This window comes from Nocardia sp. 852002-51101_SCH5132738, from assembly GCF_001665695.1.
GTDB classification, from domain to species: Bacteria; Actinomycetota; Actinomycetes; order Mycobacteriales; family Mycobacteriaceae; genus Nocardia; species Nocardia nova.
This window is the reverse complement of record NZ_LZML01000083.1, coordinates 1-26,088: the sequence shown is the minus strand read 5'-3', so window position 1 is coordinate 26,088 and position 26,088 is coordinate 1. Positions and strand designations below refer to the sequence as shown.

At 62.3% G+C, this 26,088-nt stretch carries 24 protein-coding genes, 1 tRNA gene and 2 pseudogenes; 11 read left to right on the top strand and 16 right to left on the bottom strand.

The genetic code is table 11. The annotated features are described in order from the left end of the window. Positions 1–30: 30 nt before the first annotated feature. The 3 genes from A5789_RS36495 to A5789_RS36490 form a co-directional block, all read right to left on the bottom strand. Positions 31–987: a hypothetical protein gene (locus A5789_RS36495; RefSeq protein ID WP_155525785.1), complete on the bottom strand. Its 957-nt coding sequence runs from the start codon at positions 985–987 to the stop codon at positions 31–33. A gap of 487 nt (positions 988–1,474) precedes the next feature. Continuing rightward, positions 1,475–2,014, bottom strand: a complete 540-nt coding sequence (locus A5789_RS11810; RefSeq protein WP_064902100.1) for a restriction endonuclease — start codon at positions 2,012–2,014, stop codon at positions 1,475–1,477. Then, positions 2,007–2,903, bottom strand: coding sequence for a hypothetical protein (locus tag A5789_RS36490; protein ID WP_064923252.1), 897 nt, complete (start codon positions 2,901–2,903; stop codon positions 2,007–2,009). The genes A5789_RS11810 and A5789_RS36490 overlap by 8 nt, the downstream gene beginning before the upstream one ends. Positions 2,904–3,097: 194 nt before the next feature. On the opposite strand from A5789_RS36490, the gene A5789_RS11800 reads away from it, so the two are divergent. Beyond that, complete coding sequence (locus A5789_RS11800; RefSeq protein WP_155525784.1) at positions 3,098–4,963, top strand: DUF6119 family protein; 1,866 nt, start codon at positions 3,098–3,100, stop codon at positions 4,961–4,963. Positions 4,964–5,100: 137 nt separating this feature from the next. Here A5789_RS11800 and A5789_RS11795 read toward each other — a convergent pair whose 3' ends face one another. Then, entirely contained in the window at positions 5,101–6,522 is a 1,422-nt protein-coding gene (locus tag A5789_RS11795; protein ID WP_064902104.1) for an endonuclease NucS domain-containing protein, read from the bottom strand. Positions 6,523–6,566: 44 nt separating this feature from the next. Continuing rightward, positions 6,567–7,451: a hypothetical protein gene (locus A5789_RS11790; RefSeq protein ID WP_155525783.1), complete on the bottom strand. Its 885-nt coding sequence runs from the start codon at positions 7,449–7,451 to the stop codon at positions 6,567–6,569. A gap of 92 nt (positions 7,452–7,543) precedes the next feature. Here A5789_RS11790 and A5789_RS11785 point away from each other — a divergent pair. Then, positions 7,544–7,969 (top strand): annotated as a pseudogene (locus tag A5789_RS11785) (hypothetical protein); the annotation flags it as partial. Between the two features lie 238 nt (positions 7,970–8,207). Here the strand turns inward: A5789_RS11785 and A5789_RS35500 are convergent. Next, positions 8,208–8,975, bottom strand: coding sequence for an ESX secretion-associated protein EspG (locus A5789_RS35500; RefSeq protein WP_082940645.1), 768 nt, complete (start codon positions 8,973–8,975; stop codon positions 8,208–8,210). Then, a complete protein-coding gene (locus A5789_RS36485) occupies positions 8,972–10,810 on the bottom strand; it encodes a hypothetical protein (RefSeq protein ID WP_155525782.1) in 1,839 nt (612 codons plus the stop codon). The genes A5789_RS35500 and A5789_RS36485 overlap by 4 nt, the downstream gene beginning before the upstream one ends. Before the next feature lie 186 nt (positions 10,811–10,996). Here A5789_RS36485 and A5789_RS11775 point away from each other — a divergent pair, with 186 nt between their 5' ends. From A5789_RS11775 to A5789_RS36480, 3 genes are read left to right on the top strand one after another with little or no spacing between them, the layout of a single operon-like run. Further along, positions 10,997–11,305 (top strand): hypothetical protein, encoded by a 309-nt coding sequence (locus A5789_RS11775; RefSeq protein ID WP_082940644.1) that lies wholly within the window; start codon positions 10,997–10,999, stop codon positions 11,303–11,305. Beyond that, positions 11,305–13,824, top strand: coding sequence for a hypothetical protein (locus tag A5789_RS11770; protein WP_064923246.1), 2,520 nt, complete (start codon positions 11,305–11,307; stop codon positions 13,822–13,824). Before A5789_RS11775 ends, A5789_RS11770 begins: the two co-directional genes overlap by 1 nt. Continuing rightward, the gene (locus tag A5789_RS36480; protein WP_155525781.1) at positions 13,821–14,570 is read left to right on the top strand and encodes a hypothetical protein; all 750 of its coding nucleotides are present in this window, start codon (positions 13,821–13,823) and stop codon (positions 14,568–14,570) included. Before A5789_RS11770 ends, A5789_RS36480 begins: the two co-directional genes overlap by 4 nt. A 40-nt stretch (positions 14,571–14,610) precedes the next feature. Here A5789_RS36480 and A5789_RS35495 read toward each other — a convergent pair whose 3' ends face one another. The 4 genes from A5789_RS35495 to A5789_RS11755 form a co-directional block, all read right to left on the bottom strand. Continuing rightward, entirely contained in the window at positions 14,611–15,216 is a 606-nt protein-coding gene (locus tag A5789_RS35495) for a DUF3558 family protein (protein WP_082940643.1), read from the bottom strand. Between the two features lies 1 nt (position 15,217). Further along, on the bottom strand, positions 15,218–15,607 hold the full coding sequence (locus A5789_RS11765) for a hypothetical protein (protein WP_064902109.1): 390 nt from the start codon (positions 15,605–15,607) through the stop codon (positions 15,218–15,220). Between the two features lie 195 nt (positions 15,608–15,802). Further along, the gene (locus tag A5789_RS11760) at positions 15,803–16,261 is read right to left on the bottom strand and encodes a DUF4254 domain-containing protein (RefSeq protein WP_227462981.1); all 459 of its coding nucleotides are present in this window, start codon (positions 16,259–16,261) and stop codon (positions 15,803–15,805) included. Positions 16,262–16,304: 43 nt separating this feature from the next. After that, complete coding sequence (locus A5789_RS11755; RefSeq protein WP_064902111.1) at positions 16,305–16,505, bottom strand: hypothetical protein; 201 nt, start codon at positions 16,503–16,505, stop codon at positions 16,305–16,307. A gap of 532 nt (positions 16,506–17,037) precedes the next feature. Here A5789_RS11755 and A5789_RS11750 point away from each other — a divergent pair. From A5789_RS11750 to A5789_RS38510, 6 genes and pseudogenes are all read left to right on the top strand, one after another. Continuing rightward, on the top strand, positions 17,038–18,243 hold the full coding sequence (locus A5789_RS11750; RefSeq protein WP_193615550.1) for a helix-turn-helix domain-containing protein: 1,206 nt from the start codon (positions 17,038–17,040) through the stop codon (positions 18,241–18,243). Positions 18,244–18,654: 411 nt separating this feature from the next. Continuing rightward, positions 18,655–19,359 (top strand): hypothetical protein, encoded by a 705-nt coding sequence (locus tag A5789_RS11745; RefSeq protein ID WP_064902113.1) that lies wholly within the window; start codon positions 18,655–18,657, stop codon positions 19,357–19,359. Between the two features lie 107 nt (positions 19,360–19,466). After that, on the top strand, positions 19,467–19,847 hold the full coding sequence (locus A5789_RS11740) for a hypothetical protein (protein WP_064902114.1): 381 nt from the start codon (positions 19,467–19,469) through the stop codon (positions 19,845–19,847). Positions 19,848–20,293: 446 nt separating this feature from the next. Continuing rightward, entirely contained in the window at positions 20,294–20,524 is a 231-nt protein-coding gene (locus tag A5789_RS11735) for a hypothetical protein (protein ID WP_064902115.1), read from the top strand. A 46-nt stretch (positions 20,525–20,570) separates the two neighbouring features. Further along, the gene (locus A5789_RS11730) at positions 20,571–20,897 is read left to right on the top strand and encodes a hypothetical protein (RefSeq protein ID WP_064902116.1); all 327 of its coding nucleotides are present in this window, start codon (positions 20,571–20,573) and stop codon (positions 20,895–20,897) included. Continuing rightward, a pseudogene (locus A5789_RS38510) lies at positions 20,894–22,225 on the top strand (recombinase family protein); the annotation flags it as partial. The gene A5789_RS11730 and the pseudogene A5789_RS38510, both read left to right, overlap by 4 nt. A gap of 162 nt (positions 22,226–22,387) precedes the next feature. Here A5789_RS38510 and A5789_RS37300 read toward each other — a convergent pair. From A5789_RS37300 to A5789_RS11700, 5 genes are all read right to left on the bottom strand, one after another. After that, the gene (locus tag A5789_RS37300; protein WP_197516599.1) at positions 22,388–22,534 is read right to left on the bottom strand and encodes a hypothetical protein; all 147 of its coding nucleotides are present in this window, start codon (positions 22,532–22,534) and stop codon (positions 22,388–22,390) included. Between the two features lie 278 nt (positions 22,535–22,812). Continuing rightward, positions 22,813–22,886, bottom strand: a tRNA-Leu gene (locus A5789_RS11715). Between the two features lie 56 nt (positions 22,887–22,942). Then, positions 22,943–24,418 carry a peptide MFS transporter gene (locus tag A5789_RS11710; protein ID WP_063009369.1) on the bottom strand — a complete coding sequence of 492 codons (1,476 nt, stop codon included), beginning with the start codon at positions 24,416–24,418 and terminating at the stop codon, positions 22,943–22,945. 99 nt (positions 24,419–24,517) lie between these two features. Next, entirely contained in the window at positions 24,518–25,465 is a 948-nt protein-coding gene (locus A5789_RS11705) for a Ppx/GppA phosphatase family protein (RefSeq protein ID WP_030515253.1), read from the bottom strand. After that, entirely contained in the window at positions 25,458–26,051 is a 594-nt protein-coding gene (locus A5789_RS11700; RefSeq protein WP_063009365.1) for a DUF501 domain-containing protein, read from the bottom strand. Before A5789_RS11700 ends, A5789_RS11705 begins: the two co-directional genes overlap by 8 nt. Between the last annotated feature and the right edge of the window lie 37 nt (positions 26,052–26,088).

Below are 26,088 nucleotides of genomic sequence, written 5' to 3'. Positions count from 1 at the left end.
CGAACCGAATTCCATTGTGCTAGAATAGATTTAGTACCGAACTAGCTTCGGACTTACACGGTTCTCGTGACACCCTCCGAGCCGGTGCTCGCCCCATTCGACAACCTCCCGGTAACTATCAGTCATCCCTGTATGCACGTGTTCGACTTCGCCAGGTGGAAGGTCGCCGTCGATCAAGCGACTGCTCGGCCACACCCGATCCACCGGCGAATACATATCGCCGTGGATCAGCATCTCCTGGACGCAGCCGCAGTCCAGACGAACGCGCCACCTATAGAGATCGTCAGCTGTGGGCGTCCGTAGCTCCCAGAGCTCCAAAAGCTCGGACGGAACACGCTCCCGCTGCTTTTGCCAGCTGTCATTGAATTCCTTCAACGCTTTGGTCGCCGACCGCGCGGTGCCGGGAATCTTTGGTCCGGTCGAACACCATGCCGTAGCCGGCCCGATTTTTCGGCTCGAGAGAACACCACGTGGGACACGGCAGGTCGAGCAGGTTTGTGCCTTCTCCGACCATTCCTTGTCCTGGTACCAGCGTCGCCGGACCGCATGGCCGCAGGTGAGAACGAGTTTCCATTCGTCGTACTGGCGTAATCGTTCTGATGTCTTATTCCCGTACAGCAGGCGTGTAATCGTCGTCCGCTGCTCTAGGCTCATCGGTGGCGGTGGACAGCACCACGAGCAGTGCAGGAACTTGGACTCCTCGACGCTCCAATGGCCTTCGCCGCATTCACGGTGTCGCTCGAGGAACGCCTCTCTCTGCTCATCGTCGGCAACGGCCGGTTCATCGCCGCTACCAAGCAGTGGCTCACCGCATCCGCGACACGGCACGCCAGCTTCGAATTCAGCTCGCGAGAGCCGCGTTCGGGCCTTCTCCCACAGGCGTTCCCGAGCAGCGCGTCGCCCGGCTCGGCCTTCGGCGTCCTGCGCCTCCGCGCGAATTTTGGCCTGAGCGCGCTGATGCCGTTGTTCCTCGGTCAGTTTGGCCACGCCTGCTGTCCCTTCGGTTGGTGACAGGCCCTACGGAAACCCTCCGCCTCGTATCACCGTGCGCGCCGATACGCTACGCCGAAGAATGGCCCGCAGGTCGGGAACGCAGAGACAGCTCGATGAACCGCCGAGTTGGAGGCCGCTTCTCGTTACTGAAAGATGGTCCCCATCATGTCGAAGCGTCATCCGCCCGAAGTTCATGAGAAGGCTGGCGGTGCGCCTGCTCTCAAGCGTCTCGATGAGTACGGAACCCATATGCTGCAGGCCGCCGTACCGTTGGTCGATGCGCCCTTCGAAACGCCGCGGATCTGGATCAAAAAGCCCCTGGCCGAGGGTGCCGGCCGTGCAAGCAAGCAGCTTCAGGTCTGTCGCCGGCCGAGGGCGAGTTGCAGAAACTTCGGAAAGAGGTCCGAGACCTCAAGCAGGCCAACCAGATTCTGAAACTGGCCTGTTGTTTCGGCATCGCATGAGCGGCTCGGCCGAGCAGTCATGCGAGGGTGAAAGTGCCGGCAGCAATGAGATCCAGCAGTCGCTTATGCAGAAGGACCACGACGTCCTTACTTGATGTGAGTGCCATCAGGTCGTCGGTTGTGACGAGGAGGATTCTTGTGTTCTCCTGCAAGGCGGATGCGGCGGACTGGTAAGCTGCGGTCTTCTCATGGGGGTCGCCGGTGACACCGTTCGCAGCGACGAGCACGCCGAGAGTGCAGCCGCGATGGCGGATCTTGGTGGCGAAGGTGTTAACGGTCGCTGAGTCGACCGGTACGCTCCAGTTCTTGCATTCGACCAAGAAGATCTCCGGCAGGGCACGCAAACCGTCTTCGACTCGGAAGTTCATCACCGAGATGTCCACCTCTTCGGAGGCGAATCGGTTCAGGCTGTTGCGTTGCGTGTCGCAACCGGGCACGGCTCGGAAAACGTGCTCCAGCGCATCCTCGTAGGCATGCCCCCTGTGGTAGGTCGAGTTGGTCGGATCGGCTGCCCGTCGCAGGTGCTCGGCGACAGTGACGCAGCTCAGCTCAACCACGATAGGCAACTCCGTGGACGATCGCGTTTCGCATCGCAAAAAGCACACTGCTCAGCGGCCTGGCGGCCAATGCATCTACCAGGCTGTCGGCCGACACCGCGACGACGCGAGTCCCCGGATTCGGCACTGTCTGTTTCGGGTTCTCTCCATCGCGAACGTGGTAGATCAACAGACCGAAAACCGCGGTTGTTCTATGGATCTGCTGCGCGAAGATGTCACAGGCATCAGCCAGCCCCCGATCCGACAGCGTGTCCCAGAACTTCATCTGAACAAGCACCGGTCCACCAACGGCGAGGTAGTTCTCGGGCAACATCAACGCCAGATCTGCCCCTTGATCGCGATCGACTGGTGCCGAGATTTCGGCATCACCGCGGAGCAGGTCAACCATCAGCCACTCAAAAGCGCCGCCGACGGCACCGCGTTCGGACCGCCGCAGTTCCTGCAGGCGCTCGTGAGTCTCCGCGGCTCGCTCACGCGAGATAGTTGGTTGCTGTACAGGACTGTCGGGAGACGCAGTTTCCCTCCGGCGGATCGCTTTCAAGAACTGCTTGAGGTGGAGCTCCAGGGCTACCTCATTGTCGAGATCTGCTTGAACCCGGGTGAGGAGCCCGAGGGCCAGTGGGACTGCGCGACGCGGCTCGACTACCAGAAACACCGGGATCCCGCGGCCTAAAGCGACACCGATATCCAGAAACGTCGCCGCTTCGACCTCGGGTGCGTCAAGCTGGCCGAGTACGGCGCATACGAAGTCGACTGGTGGACTTGCAGTTTGGGATGTCCAGTCAATACCGAGCCGATTCAACTCGGCCAGCTCGACGCCCAGGCGTTCCATCACCGACCGAAGCTGCTCCTTCGGCGAGGTGAGGTTCCCGACCAGCAGGCATCGCATAGGAGACACCTTACTGTCAAAAACCGGGACGGGACTGATGCAGGATCCGTGACAAGGTGTCACCTACACCTGCATCCGTCCCAGCAGTCGCGATGGCAGTGGCCGCACGTGTCCTGAGCATCGGCGGCTTCGTACTGTCCAATGGCGGCAGCACCATTATGTTCGCTATGTGATCCCACACCCGAGGAGGAGACGTGGCGCGCAAACCGAGCACTGAGACGCGGATGACCCTCTACCGGTTGGTTGGTTTTCCCGCTCTGGCGAAAGTGATCCGGGAGAAGTACTCGGAGTTCACCGAGGAACGCGTGATGGTTGGCGAACGGCGGTCCGTTCTCTACTGGGGACGAACTCCCGACAAGCCCGTCAAGTGGGCGGACACAGTGGCGGGGCTTTCGGGCGTCAGCGTCGAGCTAGCCACCGGGGTTGCCGCAGCCGTCCTGGTGATCCCCGGCTCAGACAACGATGAAGTCGAAGCGAATTTCGCGTGGGGGGTCACTTTTGGAATGGGCTTCCACCTCCTCGACCAGCGATACATCGACTCCGGCTTCGGGCAGAAAATTGCGATCAGGAGCGCGGACCCGGCACGGTTGAACTCGATAACGAAAGTGACGCTGGACGAGTCCGCGAAGACGGACCGGTCGTCGATACCCGTCGGCGCGTCTCTGAGGAGCTTCGGATTTGAAGACATCGGAGAACTTGCGACCCGAGTAGTCGCGTCAGGGATTATCGACGGGATCGGCCTTGGTGGCAAGCCAGTTATGATCCGTGGAGCGGACGCCCTCAGCCTCCCGCTGTCAAAGCAGCCGAGCGAGTTCCTCGCCGACCTCGACAGGCTCGTCGAGATTCTGGATCAGGAGCCCGCGAGCGATGAACTGGCGGATTTGGAAAGGCTCGTGCTGATCAAGGATAAGTCGCTGATCGAGACCCTGGACGACGCACTTGTCGACGCGATTGACGCCGAGGTTCCAAACCGACTGAGCATTGCTTGGCCCCATGAAGCGGTCGACGAGTTCGGCCTTGCTCAGGGATTCAAAGTGACCGGAGCCGGGTACAAGGAGATCACGGACGGGCTGCCGACCCTCGCAGACCTATTGGAGCCGGTGAAGAAGGCTGAACGCAAGACTTGGAACAAGCGGCTCAATGAGGTGGCGGTGCTGTTGTACGAGAGTGCCGACCCCAACGGCCTCGTCAGCCCACGGATGCCGGTGAGAAAATGGCTGACCTTCGAGGTCGAAAGTAACGACCGCAGGTATTTCTTGCACAGCGGTCGCTGGTACTTGATGGATCGGAGCTACGCCGACACAGTGGCCGACCGGACCCGCGAGATATTCAGCCGACCGGCCCCCATCTCCACCCCTCCAAAGTGGGGGTCCGGTATCGACGAGGCAGCCTACAACGAGCAGATCGCCGCGAGCCTCGGAGGACTTCTTCTCGACAAAAAGTTGATCAACGGCGAGACGAGGAAGGGGAAGTTCGAGGCGTGCGATGTTCTGCTGAAGGACGGTACATTCATCCATGTAAAGCACGTCAGCTCTTCAGCGCCGGCCAGCCATCTCCTGGCACAGGCCCTCGTCTCAACGGAGGTCCTCACCCACGACAAGAAGGCGCGAACAGATCTACGGCGACGCATCCGCGAGGCCGGGGGCGATCCGAGGGACTACGAGTGCAAACCGAAGAAAGTCGTCGTGGTTCTGGCTAAGGAGAAGAGCGTCGTTGACGCAACCAATCTGTTCACCTTCACCCAGGTCAACCTCGGCCGACAAGATCGGCTCCTGAAGTCGAGGGGTGTCGACCTGTCGATCGTTTCAGTGCTAAAAAGGGTGAGAAATCATTCAGATAGTGCTTTCCGTAGCATTCACCCGCTGGTCGACCACCGCGCAGCACTCTCGCAATCGGTCCGGGTGCGTACACTTCTTGCAGAGCGAACGATTTTCGACCACCAACCTTCCGGTGCGTTTCCCAGGTCACCACGTATTCCCGTCTTTGATGTGCCCCGACGCGCGGGACCGAATACGGGCGGTTCAGTGGACCGCCGAGGACCTACGATCTGCTTGTCCTAATAGACCTGTTTCCGTAGTCCTGGACAAGCAGCGATATCTGTTCGAAGTGGTGATCGATGAACGTCTTCAGTGGGAACACGCCGCCCCATTCGCCGATGTCTTCTGCGCTAAGGCTGCTTGGAAAATGAATCGATGCTTCATGCTCCGCATCGGCGGGCGAGGTTGGGTCCATAGCGATTTCGTGGGTAAGGTAGTGGATTCCCCAGAAGCGAAGCAACTGGAGGTCTAGCGGGCGCGTCTCGCCTCTGTGTATATGGCCAGGAGATCGGATCTCCATAGACGATCCGGCTGAGTGCGCCGAGATCAGGTACTTGAACGCCGTTCCATCGCAGTTCTCCGCGGAGGAAGTATGTGGCCGCATGTCCGTCACGAGATTCCGCTACGCCGAGAACGAGAGGGCTGTACTTTTTCAACTGGTCAGGCAGCCCGTAAACGAGGGTAGTGATTATGTCGCCGGGGTTGTAGATATGCAGATGGACGTCGTATTCCTCGTCCTTTTCCGACAGCCTGTCAAGCCAGTTGCCGACAAGTTCAGCCCAGTCGTCGTTCTGGGACAGGCATGTCATAACTGACTCTTTAAATTCCCGCCATTGTCCGATGATTTTGTTGCTTGAGCTGCCTCGATACTGAACCCTCGCCTCACCGTCATGACCCCGGAGAGCTCTGACGATGTCATCATCGTCGTACAAGCCTGCGGCGAAAGCGCCAGTGGTGTGAATCTTGCTGATAGTCCAGTTCTCTTCGTTGGTGATCTGCGTGAATTTATCTGGCCCTGCGCTTTCCTTATCATCCGAACGGATGGTGGCGCACACATGTGTCAGTGCATCGTATTCGTCGGGATATGCGTACTCGGCGCGCTCTTCATCGTCGAGGACTCCGTGACGACACAGATACGCACACGGCGACTCACCGTCGCTGTTGTCGATGCGGCCGAAGGCCAAGTAGAGAGCGTGCGGATAGACGACGATCTCGGACGTGCCGTCGTAGTCGAGATGAACACCAACGAGATCGATCGCATGTGCTTCTGCCGCTGATTGCACGGTCCACTGCCAGCAGGCATCCCGTTCGGCTGCATCGTCGAACAGGAAGATGACATGCGTTGCGGTGAGCCTCTGTTCGACCGGCTCACCGAGCAGCTCGACCCTCCGTGCTGCTGTCGGGACGCCGTCGTTATCCACGGTCAAGCTGTAGCCGCGTAGATCGTGGTCCCACTTTCGAGCAAGGTTGCTCAGGGGAGTCAGAAGCTCCCGCCACTGCGGCTCGAGCGCGACGGCCATCGTTCGAATTCGATGCTGCGGCAGCCCTTTCTCGCGCCGCAGCAGTTCGGCATACTTCGTAAGCTCTTGTGCCGTCTCGCGGGCTGACCTGTTCGCCCGTTTCAGCTCGATTACTACCCACATCTGGTGCTGGTCGCGAGCAAGAATATCGATCCGGCCGCCAGTCCCGTTGGAGTTCGGCAGCCGGTACTCCTGATCAACAAGTCGCAGGCCAGGTTCCAGGATGTCGAGTCGGTGCGCGAGGAACTCCCGGATGCGCGACTCATGAGGAGCTGCTGGCATCGGATCTCCTGCTTGTCGATTCGTGGCTCACAGTTCGCATCGATTCAGCTGGCTTCGATCCAACCGGTTTCATACTTCGTAAGCAGAGGCATAGTGGAGCCCACCTCGCTGGACTGCGACACGTGTTGGGCGACCGCTCGCTGCCGCTGCAGCCAGCCTCTGAAACCGTGCCGTTGATGGGCAGCAGCTTCTGCTTGCTCCCATTCGCGATTATCCGGATGCCACACACCCTCGTACTGTTCGCTGCGTTGTGCGAGTTCGGCCGCCAACTCCCTAAAGGAGATGCCGCCTGGGTTGTCCAGACGATGCACCCTCCGACGGGTCGTTGAACGACGTACTTGCGGACGGATCGTTGAACGACGTTCTTGCAGAACGAAATTCATTTCCAGACAGAAGTCGCAATAGATGTCGTCGTCGGGGAGCTCGGTGGCGCTGAACGCGAGGAACTCGTGGATTCTGTCCAGGGTGTCGTCGTCGAGCTCATAGGGTTCAGGGCGATGCGCAATGTGAAGTAGCACGAGGCGGGCGCACGTCATGGCATCGGCCCGCGGCGGGATGCTGATATCGGCAGGTCGCAGGCGCCGCAGTGGGCGCACGCGAAGGCGAATGATGTCGTGCAAGCCAGGAAGTTCCAGAGTTTCGCAGATCTTTCTGAGGTCGGTGTCCTCGCGGTCTCGATGCCAGTACCCGCCGTCGTATTCGATGACGACCGGGCGTTCGCGAGCGCCCACCAGAAACATCATGTCGGCTCTTAGTTCGTAGCGTCCGGCCACCCTGTAGCCGCGAACGCCGTTGCCGAGCACAAAGTTCAGGATCGCGAAGGTGTCACCTTCGATCACCGACTCACCAGGCGGACTGTCACCGGGTCTCAGAAATCGTCCTGCACCATACCAACTCACCGTACCGACGATAGCGACAACCACCGACATTCCCTGTCACCGTTCGTCATCCAGCATGGATGCGTGTACGACAGGTTGTAGTTGTCACGGCGGGCCGTAACTGTCACCGCGACCTGGAACCGCTGCCCGGCATGGTGTTTCGCGATCCAGTGTGGGCAGACGAGACCTACATCTTTGGCTATCGCCGGGTGCCGATGACCGCTGAGATGTCGCTCACGGTGCAGCGTGGCGAGGTTGTGGACCTTCCGGCCAGATTCGCGGTGCAGCGCGGCGAGGTCGTCAACCCGTCGATCCCGATGATGACTCCCGACCGCGACCCGGCTTTTCTCTACTCCGCAATCGCTCGGCCAGGCAATAGCGGCAGGCCCATCGTCGCCGCCGACGGGCGCGTCATCGGCCTGGTTGTGGAAGACTCTGCCGATACGTTGAGTAGCGACGGCGCACCTGTTTCCGCTCCGTTCTACCGCGGAATCCCCTCAGGCCAGATCCTTCGCGCGTTGAACGAACTCGGCTTCACCGATCTCGCTCGGCCGGAAACCTGGGACTAGCGCAACGTCGGCCGGTACTCGACGAACGGTTGCGCCGAAGCCTATTCCGGTCGCGGCGGTCGGAAATTTTCTCTTGTCGGAACGAAACGCATCCATCCGGCCGGTCCTCTACGGTGTGCTGTAATGGGGGACCTCTCGATGCCACGCAAGCACGTGGCCGCCGAAGGGCCGCAAACCAAAGACGTGCAGGGCTGGCCTGGGTTGCTGGCACGAACCCCAACGGATCATCCTGGCGGTGTCACCACCGATCCAGCTCGGCGCGCCTATACAGTTCGTCCGCAATGGTCTCTGCCGAGGCGGGCGTGACAATTGTGTCATTGTCATTCACGTCGATCAGGTAACGGCCGGCAGCCCGGGTACTGTCGCTGATGTCTAGCCAGGTGACGAAGGCGGGCGGGTAGGGGCGCCGGTCGGGTAGGTAGCGGTCGATCCGCAGGTAGCCTTGCGCGGTGCGTTCGAGCCTGAGGAACGTTCGGATCCGTTCTTCGACAGGACGTTTGCCCGCCTCGTCCTGCAGCCACGAACTGGGCGGCTGCTCTCCGCGCACACGCGGGGTGTATCCGACGAGCCGTCCAATGGCTCCAGCCGCGACAGTCGGCATCGTCGCTGCGATGTGACGGCCGAGCTGGCGGCGAGTCGTTACTACGAGCTTAACCTCGCCGCCGAAGTCTGCTGTTGCACCGGGCTTTTGGAACAGAACGACAGCTAGATCGCCAACCGCCGCGGCGAGGGATCGAACTCTGCGATGAGATCCATGGAACCATCCGTTGCAGATGATGCGAAGGTCCGGGTTGGCCAGCACTCGTAGCGGGCCGGTGAGATCGGGGTCTGCGCCGCGCGGGTAGCGAGCGCTGATCTCCAGCCGGGTCAGGTCGTATTGATCTGCGGTAGTAGGTGTTTCGATCACCTGTATCGGATGTGGGTAATCGCCGGCAAGACCGGTTTCCGACGCCCACACATAAGCAAACTCATCGGGGGTGAATACCCAGGACGTTTGGGTCTTCACCGCGGCGGAGCCTCACCGGGTTCGTTGTCCATTATTGGTCCGGTCCCGGAAAGGTCGATGTATACGGGCTCAGCGTCGTCGGCGACCTGCTCAGGTTCTTCACCTCTAGGCGTGGGGCTCACCGCGGGGGAACTATCGTGTTGCGCGGCCGGTCCCGGCTGGAACGCGGAGGTAGCCCGCACGGTCTCCGTCATGGCAGCACTGTGCCCCGCAGTGGCTTCCGCAGCAGCGTTGGAAGCAGTCTGATCGAGTTGTGCACCAGGCTGATTAGACGAAGAGGACGATCCTGGATCGGGTTGGCAGGCAGTGACCGGCGGGGTCGCATGCCGAGCCGTATGACGTGGTGCGGCGGGAAGGTTGGGTTCGACGAAACCGTCATCGTTGTACATCGACGACCTGCTGATGCGGTCGGTCGGAATGTATGGGGGCGGTGGCGAGTACGCGCTCGCTGAGGTAGCAGAGCCCGGATACTCATCGCCATCGAAGTCTGCGATCGAGTCCGCACCTATGACACCGACCGGAGTTTCGAGTCCTTCGGTCCACTCCGGCTGGACACCCTTCAAGAAGTCGGGCGTCAGGTGCTCTCGATCTTCTTCCTTGTCCTTGCGCTGCGCGTGCGGTGCAGGCGGCATCGAACCTGGCCGCGAACGCCCTTGTGCCGCAGTATCTCCACGCGTACCGAGCTGAGATTGCGCTTCCGCGGCCAGACCACCGCCCACACTGAATCCAGGCTGGGGTGCACGTGCCGATCCAGCACCGCCGTGCTGGGGTCCGAGCGAACCCGGACCCGAACCACTCAGGCCGCTACTCGCACCGCCGCCGGGCACTGCCAAGTCGCCGCCGGGCCCCACACCCGCCGCTGTCGTTGCGGCGGAGTCAGCACCACCGCCAGGCAGCAACCCTTGCGGCACATTCAATCCCGCCGGACTTGCTGCCGCTGATGGATTGCCGGACTGCTCGGCGGGTTGATCGACCGTTTGCTGCGGTCCGGTGCCGGCATCCGGGGCGGCGATCGGACTATCTTGCACACCAGCAGGATTCGTTCCGTTGCTCGTAACCCCTGCGGAAGCCGAGGTTCCGTCACCGGCAGCAGCTTGCGAAACATCCAAATACGAAGGCACGTTCGCGCCCGCTGGAGGTATCACCGGCGTATATATGCTGTTCAGTGCACGAATTGCATCCTGGCGAGCCCTTTCCCGCGCCTGATCCGCCTGATCGGTGTCCTTCGGATCCGGCACCCGCGGCAGTAGTGCCTGCCCAGGATCGTCACCATTCGGCGTGAGGTTCACCGAACCCGGTGGCGGCTGCACCGCCTTACGCACCGCCTCGGCCGCCCACGCCGCGCCATCCATCCGCCCGGCAACTGACTCGAATACCTGCCCGATCTGATTCGTGACGCGCGCATAGCGTTCAGACGCAGCCTGGGCCGCGTCAGCGGCAGCGCCCTTCCACAATCCGTGTCCGAAGATGTTGTTCATCCCCAGCATCAACGTGAAAGAGGACAGATTCTCCAGCTCACTGGCACATTCGAACCAAGTCTGCCGCATGGTCTGCAGGCCCTTGGGGTCCAGCCCGCCGACACCGTGCACCGCCTCGTACAGCTGCTGGTGAGACATTCCCTCGAAATGATCTTCAGTGCTGGTATAGGCCGGATCGACGCCCGCGCCGAGTTCGCTGAGCCGACTGTCGCCCTGTTGGATGCGCCTCTGGGCGTCGGTGATCTTCTGAGTGAACGGCTGGATGCTGGCCTGGATCGCAGCGTCCTGAATTTGACCGAAGATGCTTTTCGGCGGATCAGCTGCCGGGCTCGGTTGCGGATCGTGGTCTCCGCTCATGTGCCACCCCCTGCCGGTTCAACATCCTGGTGTACAGCCCCCCGACCTGGCGAGGCTAACACAAACGTTCGCCTGGTCGGAGTCCACGTCGGAACGGCGTAAATGGCACAATACCCGCGGAAGTGACTGTGATCGCACCGTCGGCGTCGGTGTCCCGGCGCCGGATCGAAGGGGGGGAGGCTCAGCATGCTGCAAGCCGATATCGATGAGTTGAATCAGCTGGTCAGAACGCTGAAAGATGTCGCCACCCAAGTCGACGGCATCGCTATCCGCAAGACCGGTGACGAGATCACCGCAGCCCTCCCCGGCTGCACCATCGGTCCGGCGTGTGCGCAGCTCGGGGAATTCACCGAAGGCGCGTGGCTCCGAGTCGCCGAACGCATTCGCGCACTGTCGGACCTCGTCACCAAGTCGGCGAACATGTACGCAGCCACCGACGAGCAGTTCAAGCAGCTGCTCGACACGATGGACTTCCATACTCGGGGGAACCAGTAATGCCAACACGTCCAGACGTCGAGAAGTGGAACACCGGCAAGCTGTCGGAGTGGGCCACCCAAATCGACACGGCCATAGGGGCTTACGAAACCCAACTCGGCCGGATGCTCACCCAGTTCACCGGCACGAACTGGGTCGGTAGCGCCCGCGACGCAGCCTACGACCGTTTTAGCGAAGAGAACACCGAGGGCTGCAAGCTATCCCAGGAAATTCGCGACGCCACGGCCGCCCTACGCGGCGCTGACGGCCGCCTCGCCGACGAGCGCCGAATCCTGCTGGGCAAGGTCGCCGACGCGGAAGCCGACACCGAATCGCCCCTCGCGCTGATCGTCAACGACCGGTGGGCAGTCCAAACCAAACAGGCCATCCTCAGCGGCTCCCAAATCCAAGACGACCTGCGCAAAACTAAAGAACGCATCGACCACCACCAAGGGTTGATCAATACCGCGTACTACAGCCTGGCCGGCGCCATCAGCGAGGTCGCCACCGCAATCACGAACGCAGCAGAGAAGATTCGCGGGCGCGGCGATCTACTTGGCCAAGGCATCGATGCACCGGTATCCGCCTCTGACACAGCGAAATTCGGCCATGACGACGGCAAAGCGGTCCACGACGCAGTCCGCCCAGACGGCACCGTCGATAAGGCCAAGCTGGAAGAGATCGCCGGACATCTGCCCGAGGGCGTCCTCACCGAGCAGGATCTACAGGACCTCGCCAATGGCAAGGACGTCGCGACTCTTCCCGCCTCAACCCAGGCGTACTACCGCGAGTTCTACCAAAGTGCCGGCAAGGAAGGCATCCTCGCGATGAACGACTATCTGAAGGGCCAAGAGGACAGCGGCAATCCGGTTGCCGCGGCCCGGCGAGACGCACTTGCCAACGGGCTCATGGTCGTATCGAACGAGCACATCGGCACCGGGCGCAACCCGGACGGGTCGCTGCAATCACCTGGCAGCTACAAGCAGCTTCCGGAAGACCTCCGCAAACTGGTGTCGACGCGAGTCGGCGGCCCGGATGCCAACGCCAAGACCTACCCGACCTGCCCGCCGGACTCGGAGCTCGCCGGTCAGCACCGATTCCTCGATGAAACCAAGCGCTTCGGGGATCTGATCAAGCAAACCAACCCCGGGTTCGAACCCGGCACCGAGTTCTCACGTGAACTCACACGCCAGGCGGCAGCCCTCGGAACGCCGGGCATGACCGACGACACGGTGAATATGCCAGGGAAACCGATCGAACGCTCCTCGATGGAGGGCGTCATGCGCGACTACCTGGAAGTCTCGAGCCGCAACCACGAAGCCACTACCCAGCTCCTCACCGGCCAGACCGAGCCTGGTTCCGTACCGCTGGATCCGGGATACAACCCCAAGAAGGTCATTCAACCACTGCTGCAATACGACTGGGACGACTCCAACGGGAAACAGCCGCCGCAGCTGTTCAATTGGATTGGTGAAGAGGCTAACCCGCACCCCGCCAGCGACGGACATCCAGAGGTCACCCCGGAGCAGTCGCACATGGCTGGTCGAGCCGCTTCGGGGCTCGCCGCCCTTCTGACAGCCGACGCTGGCGGGAAGGATGGCCAGGTCGGCCCATTCGAGGCGCTGATGGATATGCCCGGGCACGATAAGCAATCCCTGGGACAAGTCAACCCCGGGCTGACACGGCAACTGACCGGTGCGATGATGCCCTATCTTGACGATATTGCACTTGCACCGAATCATCCGCATCCGTCTTTCGCTATGCAGGACCTGCCCGGGCGAGACCTGCAAGCAGTTCGACTATCAACCCTCTTCAACACCGACGACCGCTCCTCCGGAGCATGGAACGCCGCTATCACCGAACGCACCAATGCCTACGCGGCCCAATACGCGGCGTTGCACGATCAGCCATCCAATGACCGCGATCAATACGCCCAAGCCGCCGGCCGATTGCTCGGCATTCAGGAGCAGGGGCTGCGCGCCGAAGCGTTCGACCGCGGACTCAACGAGGCCGATGCGAAAGAGGAAAGTGCGAGCAGAAAGAAGCTTGGTTTCGACATAGCAGCCTCGGCGGCGAAAGATTTGGTGGGCGATAAGACAATTGTAGGCGGCATTGCCATCGACGCAGCGAGTAAATACATTTCCGACGGAATTAAACCGGACTACACTCCTATACCGGCGGGAAGACAAGAAGTATCTGCGGACGACCTCTCGACACTCCGCAACTACCACATGCTTCAGGCTGTGGCCGCCAGCGATCCAAACTTCTTCAACCATGCCCCAGACAAGGCGGCGCCATTCGATCCGAATTGGCTCGAAGAAGGACGACTGAAGAATTATTCCGACATATTGGATGCACATGGCGGCGACAGCAAATCGTGGAATTTGTCAAAATTCCACTCGAGTTCAAGCGCGTGGCTACAAGGCAGTGGTGTCGATCTGAATGCTTTCGATACAGCAAGCCAGACCCAGCTTCACACCCTCGACCATTACACATTTTCCCGTGATGACTACAAGAGTACAGTTTTGAAGGGGCAATGATGTATCGCGCACGCAGACTGACTCGGCGCATCCTTCTGGTTATCCTTTCATTTCTGACCGTGGCAGCTTGTGACCACCCTGAGACACCAGCGGTGGATACCCCTCCTTGGGGCATATCGTTCCGATGGTCGGCTGATCCCGGGATTGATCTGGAATCGGCCGAGATGAAAGTCGTTCGGGCAACCATCGAAAGTAACACTGTCGCCATGTTCTTGAGCGTCGACTACGGATATCCCGGATGGAAAGACGCTGATACGGATAATGTTGACAGCGATGCATCAGCACCGCATGCTATGGTAGAAGGCATCGGGACTGCGTACCTGCATGTAGTTAAATACCAAACAGCGGGAGGCGAAGTAAACGTTGTATGCAAAGATATGACGAATACCGCGAAGAAGATCGGCGACAAATATCCGCTTCCCAATCAGAATGACCCACGAGAAACCCTCGAAGCGATCGCAATAAATGTAGGTGGAACCTTCACTGCCGATTCAGCCCACCTCGATCCTACAAAAACCCCAGAAGGACCTGATATTCCAGGTCCACAAGGAAGACACCCTCGTCCGCAGCGGAACGTCTTCTCACAGTTCTCGTTCGCCTTCTATCCTCATGGCGGCCTTCAATACCGCGACCTGTGCCTGCCGTGGGCCGAATCCCGCTGGGGCGGCCCACAGCCGCCAAAACCGACGCGAACCGAGAGCGAACCGCCGAAGATCGAGCCGTTTACTCCAGGATGGACAGAATGAGGGTCTCCCATATCAAGAAGACGCCCATCGCCAGGAGAGATTACTTTGGCAATGCGGCTTCGATTGTCGAGGCGATTTCCTGGGCATGATCACATGCCCGCCACCCGTTCAATGCACTCAGACTGTCCAACTGCAGACTTACGCTTGCATCCGGGCCGGTCATCGTAACAAAACAGGTCTCCGGCCCATCCCCCTTATAAGTAATCGCAGGTCGACCGTTAATGTTCATTTCGGTAGCGTTGCCGTTCTCGCGTTGGCGAAATTGGTCGAGAGTAATGTCCGTGGAGGAAACGGTAAGCGATCCCACCCGATGCGGCGAACCGTAGACATCTTCTCGACGCTCGAAAGAGCATCCAATAAACGCATATCCGGTATGTATCTGGTCGGCACGTTCTCTCGTCTGAGGATCAAAACCGGCACTCTTGATCGTAGAGTCACCAACCTTGAGGCAAGGATCGAATTTTACCGGTTGTCTACCATCAGGATCCTGTTCGGGGGCGGGTTTGACAGACACCGCCACGCTCGGGCCCGGACTCGTCGATGGTTGTTCAGTGTTGGCAGGATCGGAATCACCGCCCCCGACTGCGCATGAACTCAGAACGACCGCGCTTGCAGCCAGCACAATCGCCAGACCGCTTACTTTCATTTTACTTCCCTCCCGGAGCGGGGGTCGCCGACGTCATCGCAATTCGTTTTTGGTTTAGCGAGTCAGCCTCGCTGATGAGATTGCCGGCCCGCAGATATGCTTCTTGAAGTTGCATGGCACCGTCGATCAATTGCTGCACCACAAAAATTCCGTCGCTGGCCTTGCGCGAGAATCCCTGCTGCAACTCTCTACCGGTTTGGAATCCACCGAAGCCACCGGCGTTCTGAACCGTACCCAGTTTGCGTTGGATAGCAGTTAGCCCGTCTATGGCATCCTGATACAGCTGGACTGCCTTTCTGGCCGCACCCTCGTCGTAGCGCACTCCCCCAGACGCCGCCAAGTCGTTGAACGCCTGAATCTCAGCCTGGCCGTAGTCAATCTCGTTCGCCATCTCCGGACCCCCTCACAGATTCTTCTCGCGAAGAAGGCTATCAGGAGCAAGACACCAGTTCCCGCAGCCTGCGGGCCCGCCGTACCGCTCCTGGCACCCGCGTCGAGTCGCGCCAACGCAGCGTCGCTACGGGCAAGCGCATTTCACCTTGTGCTCCGATCCGACGATGACCATGAACCATCTCACGCGCTCGGCCTATGGACAGCACCGAACGTTGTCGACCGGATACGTGAGGACCGGCAGACGGCGGAGACCGGCACCGATCTCGAAGGCCAAATCGGTGTAGGCGACGGCGAGTTCGGCCAGTCGCTGCCACAGAAAGTGACGGTTCTGTTCGGCCACAGGGCTATTCAGTGCGGTGTGCGCGTCCACGCTGTACTGCGCGATGCGATCGATGACCATTCCAACCGACTCCGTGTGCAGGTACGAGGCGCCGCCCGCCTGCGGCAGATTCGCCACCACCCAGCAGTCGATTGCGCGCACCAGTTCGGCACGGGACCGATCCGATTCGTGGATATTCTGATCGGTGGCGATCCTGCGAGCGATATGGAGCGCGGCCAGTTTTCGGGCAGCGTGGAGAACCGGATGGTTCATCCGCACGGTGCCGTTACACGCTTCCAACAGTTCGTCTTTGGATGGCAGTTTGACTATCACCGGGCGACCTCCGTCAGTGAGTTGAAGTGGCAGGGTTTGAGGCTCAGCAGTCTTCGATCAGCAGCAGATACGCCGCCTCCAGGTGCACGGTGCACTCGTCCGGCGGATGAGATTGGTGGATGGCTCGCAGCTCGCGAGCACGCTCACGAGTCAGCTCTAGTAGATGCACCCGGCACAGGAATTCGGCCAACGCGCCATCCGCATGGACGAACGCCTTCTCCTGCAACGGATCCGGAAAGTTCACGATGCGCCTTGGGCTCGAGCTGGCGTCATGTTCGACGGGCGCACGGTCGCCATCGGCTCCGATGGCGGCCGTCGACCGACTCGGACATGAACAACGAGCGGCGCGAACGAGTCGATGCGCAGAGGCATCTCAACGTCGTCGCTCTGGTTCCGCCTCGATCTACCGTCGATCTGGCGAATAGCGACCGGTGCTCGGTGGGTTTCCTGTTCTGTCATTGACACTGTCTGATGCATAGCCAGGGTGTGCATTTGCTGGGCCTCGATTTCTCTAGCGGGCGATCGGGATGCACCCGGTGCCGGGGGCTTGCGCCACTGGTCGACCTCCCAGGTCAGCCTGTGCGCCGCAATGAGTTACGGCGTCGGCCCGGCACCGGGTGCGGTCTGACCGTACGATCGCGAATGGCCATGCGAACGCCAAAATTTCAGGCACCGTTCCGGATATACAAAAATCCGTATATCCTCCTGCCCGGAAACGGTTTTCGAATAGACAGAATTCACAGACCGGGCGACAATTGGGGGCGTTGGATATGCATATGACGACCGGCGAAGTCATCCGACGGATCAGGAAGTCCATCGGCATGACCCAGGCCGAACTGGGTGAGTTGATCAACTTCTCCCAGCCGGCGGTCTCGGGCCTGGAGCGCGGTGGCCCCGCCGCATACGACCTTCGTGTCCTACGTCTCGTGGCCAGGGCGCTCCAGGTGCCATTGGCCATACTGGTAGTGGAGTCGGACGAGGAGGCAGACGTGGATCGTCGTCAGTTCTTCAGGGTGGGGGCGTTAGGAAGCGTAGGAGTCGCCGCCATGGCGACGGCGGGGTCCGCTTCAGCACCGGCAGTGCCCGGCATGAAGATTGGCGTCAGCGACGTCGCCGCGGTCCAAGACACCATCAACCAGATTCACGCGCTCGATCTCGTGGTTGGTGGTGATCGGCTGTGCCACGTGGCCGCTGGTCAAGTCCGCTACGTGCAGCACCTGCTGAACAGTGCCAGCTACACCGAAACGGTCGGCAAGAGCCTGGCAACCACCGCCGCCGAGACCATGACCGCGGCGGGGTGGGTCCATTACGATGCAGGCCAGTTGGACCAAGCCCGTCGCTACTACGCTGATGCGGCACACACTGCGACAGCCGCCGACGACGACATCGCCGGTGCGCATGCTCTCATCAATGCCAGCGTCCTCAGCTACCGAGAAGGTGCGCGGCAGCGGGAGGGAATTCACCTGGCCGATGCTGCACAAACCACCGCTCGGCGTCGCGGTGGACCGCAACTCCGAGCACTTGGCGCGTTGCGCGAAGCCGAGGCGCAGGGCGTTGTCGGCGATACGAACGCGATGAACAAAGCGATCAGCCGTGCCTACCGAGCGTACGAATCCGGACGAGGTTACGACCCGGAGTGGGTCTATCTGCCCGAGGCCGAACTGCGCGGACTTACCGGCCTGGCATACATGAACACCGGCGATCACAAAACAGCCACGACTCATCTCCAAGCGGCTATTGACAGTTCGGCTGCCTGGCCACGCGAACACACCGGATGGCGCGTCTACCTGGCCGAAAACCTGGTGAGGGCTGGACAGTTCGCCGAGGGGTGCTCACTGCTGACAGCGGACTACAAGACCATCGGGAACGTAGCGTCGGCCCGCTTTCAGCGGCATCTTGACGCCATAACCCTGGCTGTCCGGCGACAGCACGCAGTCCCTGAGGTCAAGGAATTCCTGGAGCTACGTGCCGTGGGGGCATAGCGATGCCGAGTCGGCCCGCCGGCGGTTAATCCGGCCGCCGCCACCTGCACATCCAGAGCGGCGTAGTGAGCGGGGGCAGCCTGGGCGGCCCCCGCCGCAGGCAGAAGTGGAAATGCGAGCCTGCTGGTGAGGCCGGGGCTGGATTCCTACCCGGCGAACGATGCAGAGCCACGCTTTGCGGTATCCGATTGCGGTGCCCGAGAACCGACTTCGTGATTGTTGCCCGGAATACGAAAGGGTCTCGCCGCAGGGTTTTTCTTTCATCGCCCGCTTGACATCGGCACGGTATGGAGCGTCCATATAGGTGGAACGACGCCGCGACCCCGGCAGGGGTCACTGTTCGGCGGGGTTTCCGTCCCGGCCGGGACATGACCGAACACCCTCAATCCCGTAATCCAGGGAGGAATTGTCATGTCCGCACGAAAGAAGAACCGCACCACCACACGCTCCGCGACCGGCGCGTCCGGTAACCCGGTCGATGAAGCGGCGGTTGTGCCGGTGTGGGGCACCGACGCCGAGAAGACGCTGTGGGCCGTGCTGGGCCAGTACCCCGGCTCCACCGCAACCGAACTGGCCGATGCGGCCGGGATCGCCAACTCCACTGCGCGACGCATTCTGTCTCGATGGGCGGGTACCGGCGCGGCGCGGCGGGACCGCGATCCGAACAACACGCGCACCGCGGACCGCTGGTCGGCCAACACCAGCGACGAGGCCGCGGGGTCATGCAACGGGCGCGATGCCGCTCCTGAGTCCGGATCGGGCACCGGCGGCAGTGACCTGCCCACCCCCACCGGCACAGACGGGGCACCAAGCAGCGAATCCGGCACCGCAAGCGCCGAAACCGGCTGCGCTGCCCGGGATGTCGGGGCTGCTGGTTTCGATGCGGCAGCGGCGCCGCCGGAGGCATCGGCGCGGTTGGCTCCGGGGGCGTTGCGGGGGCAGGTCGAGGACTTCCTGCGCGATCACCCCGAAGGCGAGTTCAGTCCGCACGAGATCGGGAAACTGTTGGGCCGCAGCAGCGGTGCGGTGCACAACGCACTGGCCAAACTCGCCACCCTCGGCACGGCCCGCCGCACCAGCGACCGTCCCAGGAAATTCGCTCTCGCCACGGCTTGACGCCGCCGATGCGCCGGGACCTGACTGTTCTCCCGTGCCCGGCGCACCGCGTGTCACACCGATTCGACTCCTTGACGCATCTTCCCGAGAAAGGGCCATTACCGGTCATGAACGACACCACCTGCGCCCCGGCAGCCGTCGCGGCAGCACTGCATCACGTATTCGCCGCGTCGACGCAGGCTCCCGACAGCCTCGAACTGTGGCTGGCTGTCACCGCCGAAGCCACCCATCAACTCACCACTCCCGCTCCGCCGCCGTCGTGGCTGGCGGTGTTTACCGTGTACCGCACTCATCGCACCGAGGCGCGATATCACCCAGCCACAGGCACCGTGGAAATCACCACCGGGCCATTGACCGGCACCATCTATACCGACCCCGCCAGCGCGGCCGACGCGGTCGCCACTGCCCACCCCGACACCCACAGCCACGCAAGCAATCCCGAGATGCGGCTGCCGACCTGGCGGCTGACCCCCGCCGTACCTCACTGATACCCGTTGCCTGTGCGTGAGAGGGCTGGTGGGGCCGAGCAGAACAACTGCCCGGCCCCACCGCGACGGAGAAAGTCTTTCGGCGTCCGAGAACACTCGCCGGCACTCGCATTCTTCCGCGCACGGTGCGCGTAGAGTTCTTGCAGCAGAGGGTTTTCGAGTTGTTCGTTCGGGGCGAGCCGACCCTACATCGGGCCCTTCCGAGGCAAATCCGGCCCACCAGACGCTGGCGAATTTCTCACCAATGTGTCCAAAAACGGGGTTTTCGATGGAATTTAACTAATGAACACACTTCTCTCGACCAGCCCGGAGGCCCGCCATGTAATCGCCGCATCGTCCCCTGCCGCCACCCGGGACAGCTCGCCGAGACGGACAACGACCAGGGTCTCGCCCGGAGTCTCACCCGTCCCGGCGCCCGAGTCCAGCCCCCATACAGGAGATCATCTATGGCCCCCAACGTCGAGCTCACCTCCGACGACAACGACCCCACCGACGACACCGGCTCCCCGCGACGCCGCCCGGCCCCGCGACACGACGGTGTCCGCGTGGAACAAATCGAAACCGTACCCATGACACCCGAGCAATACCAACGCGCAGTCTCCGCGCTGGCCACTCTGATCAACGAATGGACACACAGCGCCGAAAACCGCGGCGAGCCCGGCGAACAAAACGCATAACTCGCATCCCGTCACGAGTGGTACCTGAGAGCAGCGAAAGGCACCCATGCACTCGCACGACAACACCGGAGACGACCCGACCGGCGACAAGGACGCGGTGGTAATTCCACTGTCGCGAAAAGCACCCGACAGTAATTACGACAACTCCAGTGAAGACTTCGCGGAAACCCGCGATGAACAGCCTGTTTGGAGCTACAGCCAACGCGGAAAACGCCAGCGCGAGCGGCAGTTCTTTGGTCACGTCCGTTACCTTCACGGCACACAGGCCGAACGCCTTCGCGGCGAACTCGCCGACGTAACCGGGAAGCTTCTGGATTGGGCCGGACAACAACTGTCCGATGATCACTCGACCGAGAACGGTGCCGCCGCATGACCCGCGACGACCCGGCGGTCAACGGGCCCGCGCCAGTGACCCGCCGATCCGCATCATTGTCGGCGACCGCCCCTGCCTCCGGGCCATCAGGGCTGTCCGACTACGCCGTCTCACCGCTAGGCGTGCCGACCGCGGTGCTGCGGGACGAAGTCCGGGTGGCATTCTTGGGCCGCACCTCCACCGAGGACCAGCAGGACCCGCGTCAATCGATGATGCGGCAGTTGGGGAACTGTAAGACCGCGATCCCCGAATCGTGGGTGATCGTCGCGCACTTCTACGACGTCGAGTCCGGCCGCATGGAACTGGAAGCACGCGGCCACGGAACTGGCTACGAACGGTTCGACATACCCATCGCCCGCGATGGCGGCGTCGCGGACCTGCTGGACGAGGCGGCGCATCCGGGCCGCAGGTTCGACGTGGTGATCTGTGAATCCGTGTCCCGCGTCGCCCGCCGCACCTTCGAGGGCCTGTCGATCGAGCGGGAGCTCGAACGCGCCGAGGTGTCACTGTTCGCGGCCAACGAGCCGATCACCCTGTCCGGCAGTCGAGCTCAGCGAATTCTGCAACGACGGATCAACCAATCCGTCGCCGAATACGAAGTCCTCAACACTCTCGAACAATCCTGGGGCGGGCTGTGCACACACGTCCGCGAGGGTTGGAACATTGGCAAACCCCCATACGGATACAAGGCCAAAACATACCGCCACCCGAACCCGACGAAGGCGGCCAAGAGTCAGACCAAGACCCGCCTGGAACCGGACGGAGTTCGCGCAGAGACGGTTACGCAGATCGCGCTGTGGCGCTACCACGAAGGCATCGGGTATGACACCATCGTCGACCGCCTCAACGCCGACCCCGCCAAGTACCCGCCACCTGAACCACCCAACAGGGACCGAGCGCGCGGGGCATGGGGCAAGACCAGCGTGTTCGAAGTGCTAACAAACCCCAAATACACCGGCTACCAAGTATTCAACCGACGAGCCTCACGCTCCCGGCACGGCAAGGTCAACGACCCGGTGAAATGGGTCTGGTCCACCGAACCCGCGCACGAGCCACTGATCCCGAAATGGATGTACGACGAGCTCGCCGCACGCCGAGGAACTAAGCGCGGATCCCGCGATGGCAACAACCCCAACACCCACCCGGCTACGCGCCACACCTACGTGCTGCGGGGGATGGTGTTCTGCGGATGCGGACGCCGGATGTTCGGCACCCACCGCCACAACACGCCCTACTACCTATGCTGGCCCCGCGGCAACAACCGAGGCCGACCGGACAAGTACGTCGGCCACCCAAAAGCCATCTACCTCCGCGAAGACTCCGTATCGGACGCAATCACACGATTCTTCGCCGACCGGGTATTCGGCCCACACCGCCGTGAAATGCTGGCCGCCGATCTCGACGGCATCGACGACCGCGTCGCGCGCGAACGCCACTCCGAACGGGAACGACTCCAACGAGCCGTCGCGGACCTGACCCGACGCCAGGACTCAATCCTGAAGCAAGCTCAGGACGGCGACCCGGACGATCCCTTCACCAAAGCCCTCCGCGGCACCTACAACGACCTCGACGCCGAAAAAACGGCCGCCCTGTCCGCCATCGCCCAACTCGACGGCGCCGACGACACCGAACCTCACCGCCCCCGCACCACCGACATCGCGCTCCTTGACGCTCTGCCGTACCTTGCGCTCAATCTCACCGCGGCACCGGAACCGTTGGTACGTCGACTATTCGAGATCACCCAGCTCGCTGTCCGGCTAGACGACAGCGGCAACCAGGTGACCATCGCCATCACACTGCCCGCCGACGAACTACCCGACATCGTCCGAACAGCCGAAGGGATCAGCGGCCCCGTGACCACTACACAACAAGCGTCCGCGCAGGCAGCACGCACCGCTTGTGTAGATGCAGTACGTGCCCCCGGTCGGACTCGAACCGACACTGTGCGGATTTTAAGTCCGCTGCCTCTGCCAATTGGGCTACGGGGGCGGCTGGGATAGCGTACCTAAGTCGTACGTCCGTCTCGGAATTGTCCGGGGATTTGCTCAGTGCACGCCTTCCATCAAGCGGCTGACCTGCGGGGCTAGGAAGTAAACGACGATTCCCACTGCGATCGCGACCAGGCCGGTGATGCCGAAGTAGGCGACTTCGTGGCTGGTGTCGTAGAACTCGGACAGGACGCCGGACATCGAGGTGCCGATGCCGACGGAGAAGAAGTAAAGGGCCATCATCTGGGCTCGGAAGGCCTCGGGGGCGAGCTGAGTGGTAACCGCGAGGCCGATCGGGGACAGCAGCAGTTCGGAGATGGCGAAGCCGGCCAGGATCACGAAGACGAGCAGGGCGGGAACGGTTTTGTCCTCGAAGCCGGCCAGGGGGACGAACAGGAGGAACGATGCGCCCATCCCCATCACGCCGTAGGCGAACTTTCGGGGCGTGGTGGGGGCTCTGGTGCCCAGGCGGGTCCACATGAGCGCGAACAAGGGCGACAGCACGATGACCCAGATCGGTTCCTCCGAGCCGATCCAGCTCGCCGGCGCGGTCCAGCCGAACAGCGTCCAGTTCATCCGCTCGTCGGAGTAGACGGCCAGCACCGTGAAGATCTGCTGGAACAGCGACCAGAACACGGCGTTGGCGATGAACAGCGGTATGAAGGCCCGCACTCGGACTCGTTCCACCGCAACCACTTTCGGACTGGTCAACATCAATCCGAAATAGAGTATCGATACCGCCGCGATCACGCCGGTGGTTACCCACGACAGATTCGACAACCGGACCAGCCCGGTCCACATCGCGACGGCGACCACCACCACGAGGACCAGCACGAAGGCGATCACTTTCCCGATCTGGCTGCGCGGCAACGGGTTCGGCACTTCCCGCCCGTGGGTACCCAGATTGCGCCGGAAGATCACGTACTGGGTGAGTCCGAGCGCCATGCCGACCGCCGCCGCCCCGAATCCGTAGTGGAATCCGAGGTGGGTCTGCAGCAGCCCGGTAATCAGCGGGCCGACGAACGCGCCCAGATTCACGCCGAGATAGAACAGCGTGAAACCGCCGTCGGCACGCGGGTCACCCTTCTCGTAGAGCGTGCCCAGCAGTGAGGACGCGTTGGCCTTCAACGCCCCGGAGCCGAGCGCGACGAGCACCAACCCCACGCCGACACCGGTCAATCCCGGCAGCACCGCCAGCGCGATATGCCCGGCCATCACGACCACGCCGCCGTAGAAGACGGTCCGCTCCATTCCGAGCACCCGGTCGGCCAGCCAGCCGCCGAGCACGGTCGACAGATACACCAGCCCGCCGTAGGCGCCGACGATGCCCGTCGCGGTGGATTTCTCCAGCCCCAGCCCGCCGTCGGTCAGCGAGTAGTACAGGTAGTACCCGAGAATGGTGAGCATGCCGTAGAACGAAAACCGTTCCCACAGCTCGACTCCGAACAAATTGACCAGCCCGATGGGATGGCCGAATATCGTGCGTGTCTCCGGCGACGCCTGCTCTCCCGGGACGGGTTCCACCCTGCTCATGAGACGCAATTGTCCAGCAACGAGGGACACCGATCGCACAAAACGCCGATCACGCGGGGATGTCGCGGCACCCTCAGGCGGCGCCGCCTCCGGCCCGCCTCAGGCGATCGACAGCGCGATCCCGTCGAGAATGTCGTGCTCGCTCACGATCAGCTCGGAGATCCCCGCCCGGCGCGCCAGCTCGTCGGCCAGCACCTCGGTGATCACCGCACCGCCGCCGATCACGTCGACCCGGCCCGGATGCATGGGGCCGAGAGCGGCGCGTTCGTCGTGGTTCATCCCGATCAGACGGTGACAGACCTGGCGGAGCTGATCGAACGTGAGACGGGTCAGATGCACCCGATCCGAATCGTATTCGGGCAGGTCCAGTGCGACCGCGGCGATCGTGGTCATGGTGCCGGCCACACCGACCCAGGTGCGGGCGCGTTCGACCGGAACCACGCCGAAGGCCTGGGCCAGCTGCTGTGAGGCGATGAATCGCGCGGACGCGACCTCCTCGCCGGTCGGCGGATTACCGTGCAGGCAGCGTTCGGTGATCCGCACACAGCCGATGTCGGCCGAGTACGCCTCCTGCACGCCGGAACTGTCGCCGAGCACCACCTCGGTGGACCCGCCACCGAGATCGACGACCACGAACGGCCCTTCGGCACTGGACAATTCGCCGACCGCGCCCGCGAACGAGAGCCGCGCCTCCTCGTCGCCGGTGATCACCTCGGCCTGGGCGCCCGGCACCACGCGGCCCAGTTCCACCCCGGTCATGGTGAAGAAGTCGTCGCGGTTGCGTGCGTCGCGGGTGGCGCTGGTGGCGACCATCCGCACCCGGCTCACCCCGGTCTCGATCATGCGGTCGACGTAGTCGTGCAGGGCGACGCGGGTGCGTTCGATCGCTTCCGGATTCAGTTCGCCCGTGGCGTCGACGCCCTTGCCGAGTCGCACGATCCGCATTTCGCGGTGCACGTCGGTGAGGTGGCCGTCCGCGCCGACATCGGCGATCAGGAGCCGGATGGAATTGGTGCCGCAGTCGACGGCGGCAACCCGGTCACTCATCACTGTCTCCCGCATCGGTATTCGATTGGTACTGCTCGTATTTCGGCCAGTCCTGCGGAATCGCGGTGCCGCGCAGTCCGGTATCGGCGGCCAGCGCGACGGCCTCGTCACCGAGCGGATTCAACCCCGGGCCCTTGGCCAGCGAATGCGCGATCAGCACGTGCAGGCATTTGACCCGCTCCGGCATCCCGCCACCGCTGAAATCCGTTCCCAGCGACTCGATTTCGTCGCGCTCGGACAGGTAGCTCTCGTGCGCGGCGCGGTAGGCGGCGGCCAGTTCCGGGTCGGCGGCCAGGCGTTCGGTCATCCCGCGCATCAGTCCGGCGGCCTCTTGCCGGCTCGCCTCGGCGGTCAGGCGCGGATCGGTGAGGTAGTAGAGCGTGGGGAACGGGGTGCCGTCGGGCAGGCGCGGCGCGGTCTTCACGACCGCCGGTTGGCCGTCGGGCGTGCGATAAGCGATCGCGAGGACCCCGCGTGGCTCACGGCCGAGCTGGCGGGCCACGATCTCGAGATCCGCCTCGGCGGGCGTACCCTGCTCGGCACGCGCCTCGCCGGTCGAGGGCTCGGGCGTAGCGGGGTCGGTCACCGGGGTTCTCCTTCAGGATCGGGCGGGGGCGGTGGAG

Coding starts and splice junctions, on each gene's coding strand:
- A5789_RS11735 (WP_064902115.1), top strand. CDS start 20,294: ATGGCCCCCAACGTCGAGCTCACCTCCGACGACAACGACCCCACCGAC.
- A5789_RS11795 (WP_064902104.1), bottom strand. CDS start 6,522: ATGCCAGCAGCTCCTCATGAGTCGCGCATCCGGGAGTTCCTCGCGCAC.
- A5789_RS11730 (WP_064902116.1), top strand. CDS start 20,571: ATGCACTCGCACGACAACACCGGAGACGACCCGACCGGCGACAAGGAC.
- A5789_RS11775 (WP_082940644.1), top strand. CDS start 10,997: ATGCTGCAAGCCGATATCGATGAGTTGAATCAGCTGGTCAGAACGCTG.
- A5789_RS11770 (WP_064923246.1), top strand. CDS start 11,305: ATGCCAACACGTCCAGACGTCGAGAAGTGGAACACCGGCAAGCTGTCG.
- A5789_RS36480 (WP_155525781.1), top strand. CDS start 13,821: ATGATGTATCGCGCACGCAGACTGACTCGGCGCATCCTTCTGGTTATC.
- A5789_RS11705 (WP_030515253.1), bottom strand. CDS start 25,465: ATGAGTGACCGGGTTGCCGCCGTCGACTGCGGCACCAATTCCATCCGG.
- A5789_RS11745 (WP_064902113.1), top strand. CDS start 18,655: ATGTCCGCACGAAAGAAGAACCGCACCACCACACGCTCCGCGACCGGC.
- A5789_RS11750 (WP_193615550.1), top strand. CDS start 17,038: ATGACGACCGGCGAAGTCATCCGACGGATCAGGAAGTCCATCGGCATG.
- A5789_RS36485 (WP_155525782.1), bottom strand. CDS start 10,810: ATGAGCGGAGACCACGATCCGCAACCGAGCCCGGCAGCTGATCCGCCG.
- A5789_RS11740 (WP_064902114.1), top strand. CDS start 19,467: ATGAACGACACCACCTGCGCCCCGGCAGCCGTCGCGGCAGCACTGCAT.
- A5789_RS36490 (WP_064923252.1), bottom strand. CDS start 2,903: ATGCGATGCCTGCTGGTCGGGAACCTCACCTCGCCGAAGGAGCAGCTT.
- A5789_RS35495 (WP_082940643.1), bottom strand. CDS start 15,216: ATGAAAGTAAGCGGTCTGGCGATTGTGCTGGCTGCAAGCGCGGTCGTT.
- A5789_RS11790 (WP_155525783.1), bottom strand. CDS start 7,451: ATGTCGGTGGTTGTCGCTATCGTCGGTACGGTGAGTTGGTATGGTGCA.
- A5789_RS11765 (WP_064902109.1), bottom strand. CDS start 15,607: ATGGCGAACGAGATTGACTACGGCCAGGCTGAGATTCAGGCGTTCAAC.
- A5789_RS11710 (WP_063009369.1), bottom strand. CDS start 24,418: ATGAGCAGGGTGGAACCCGTCCCGGGAGAGCAGGCGTCGCCGGAGACA.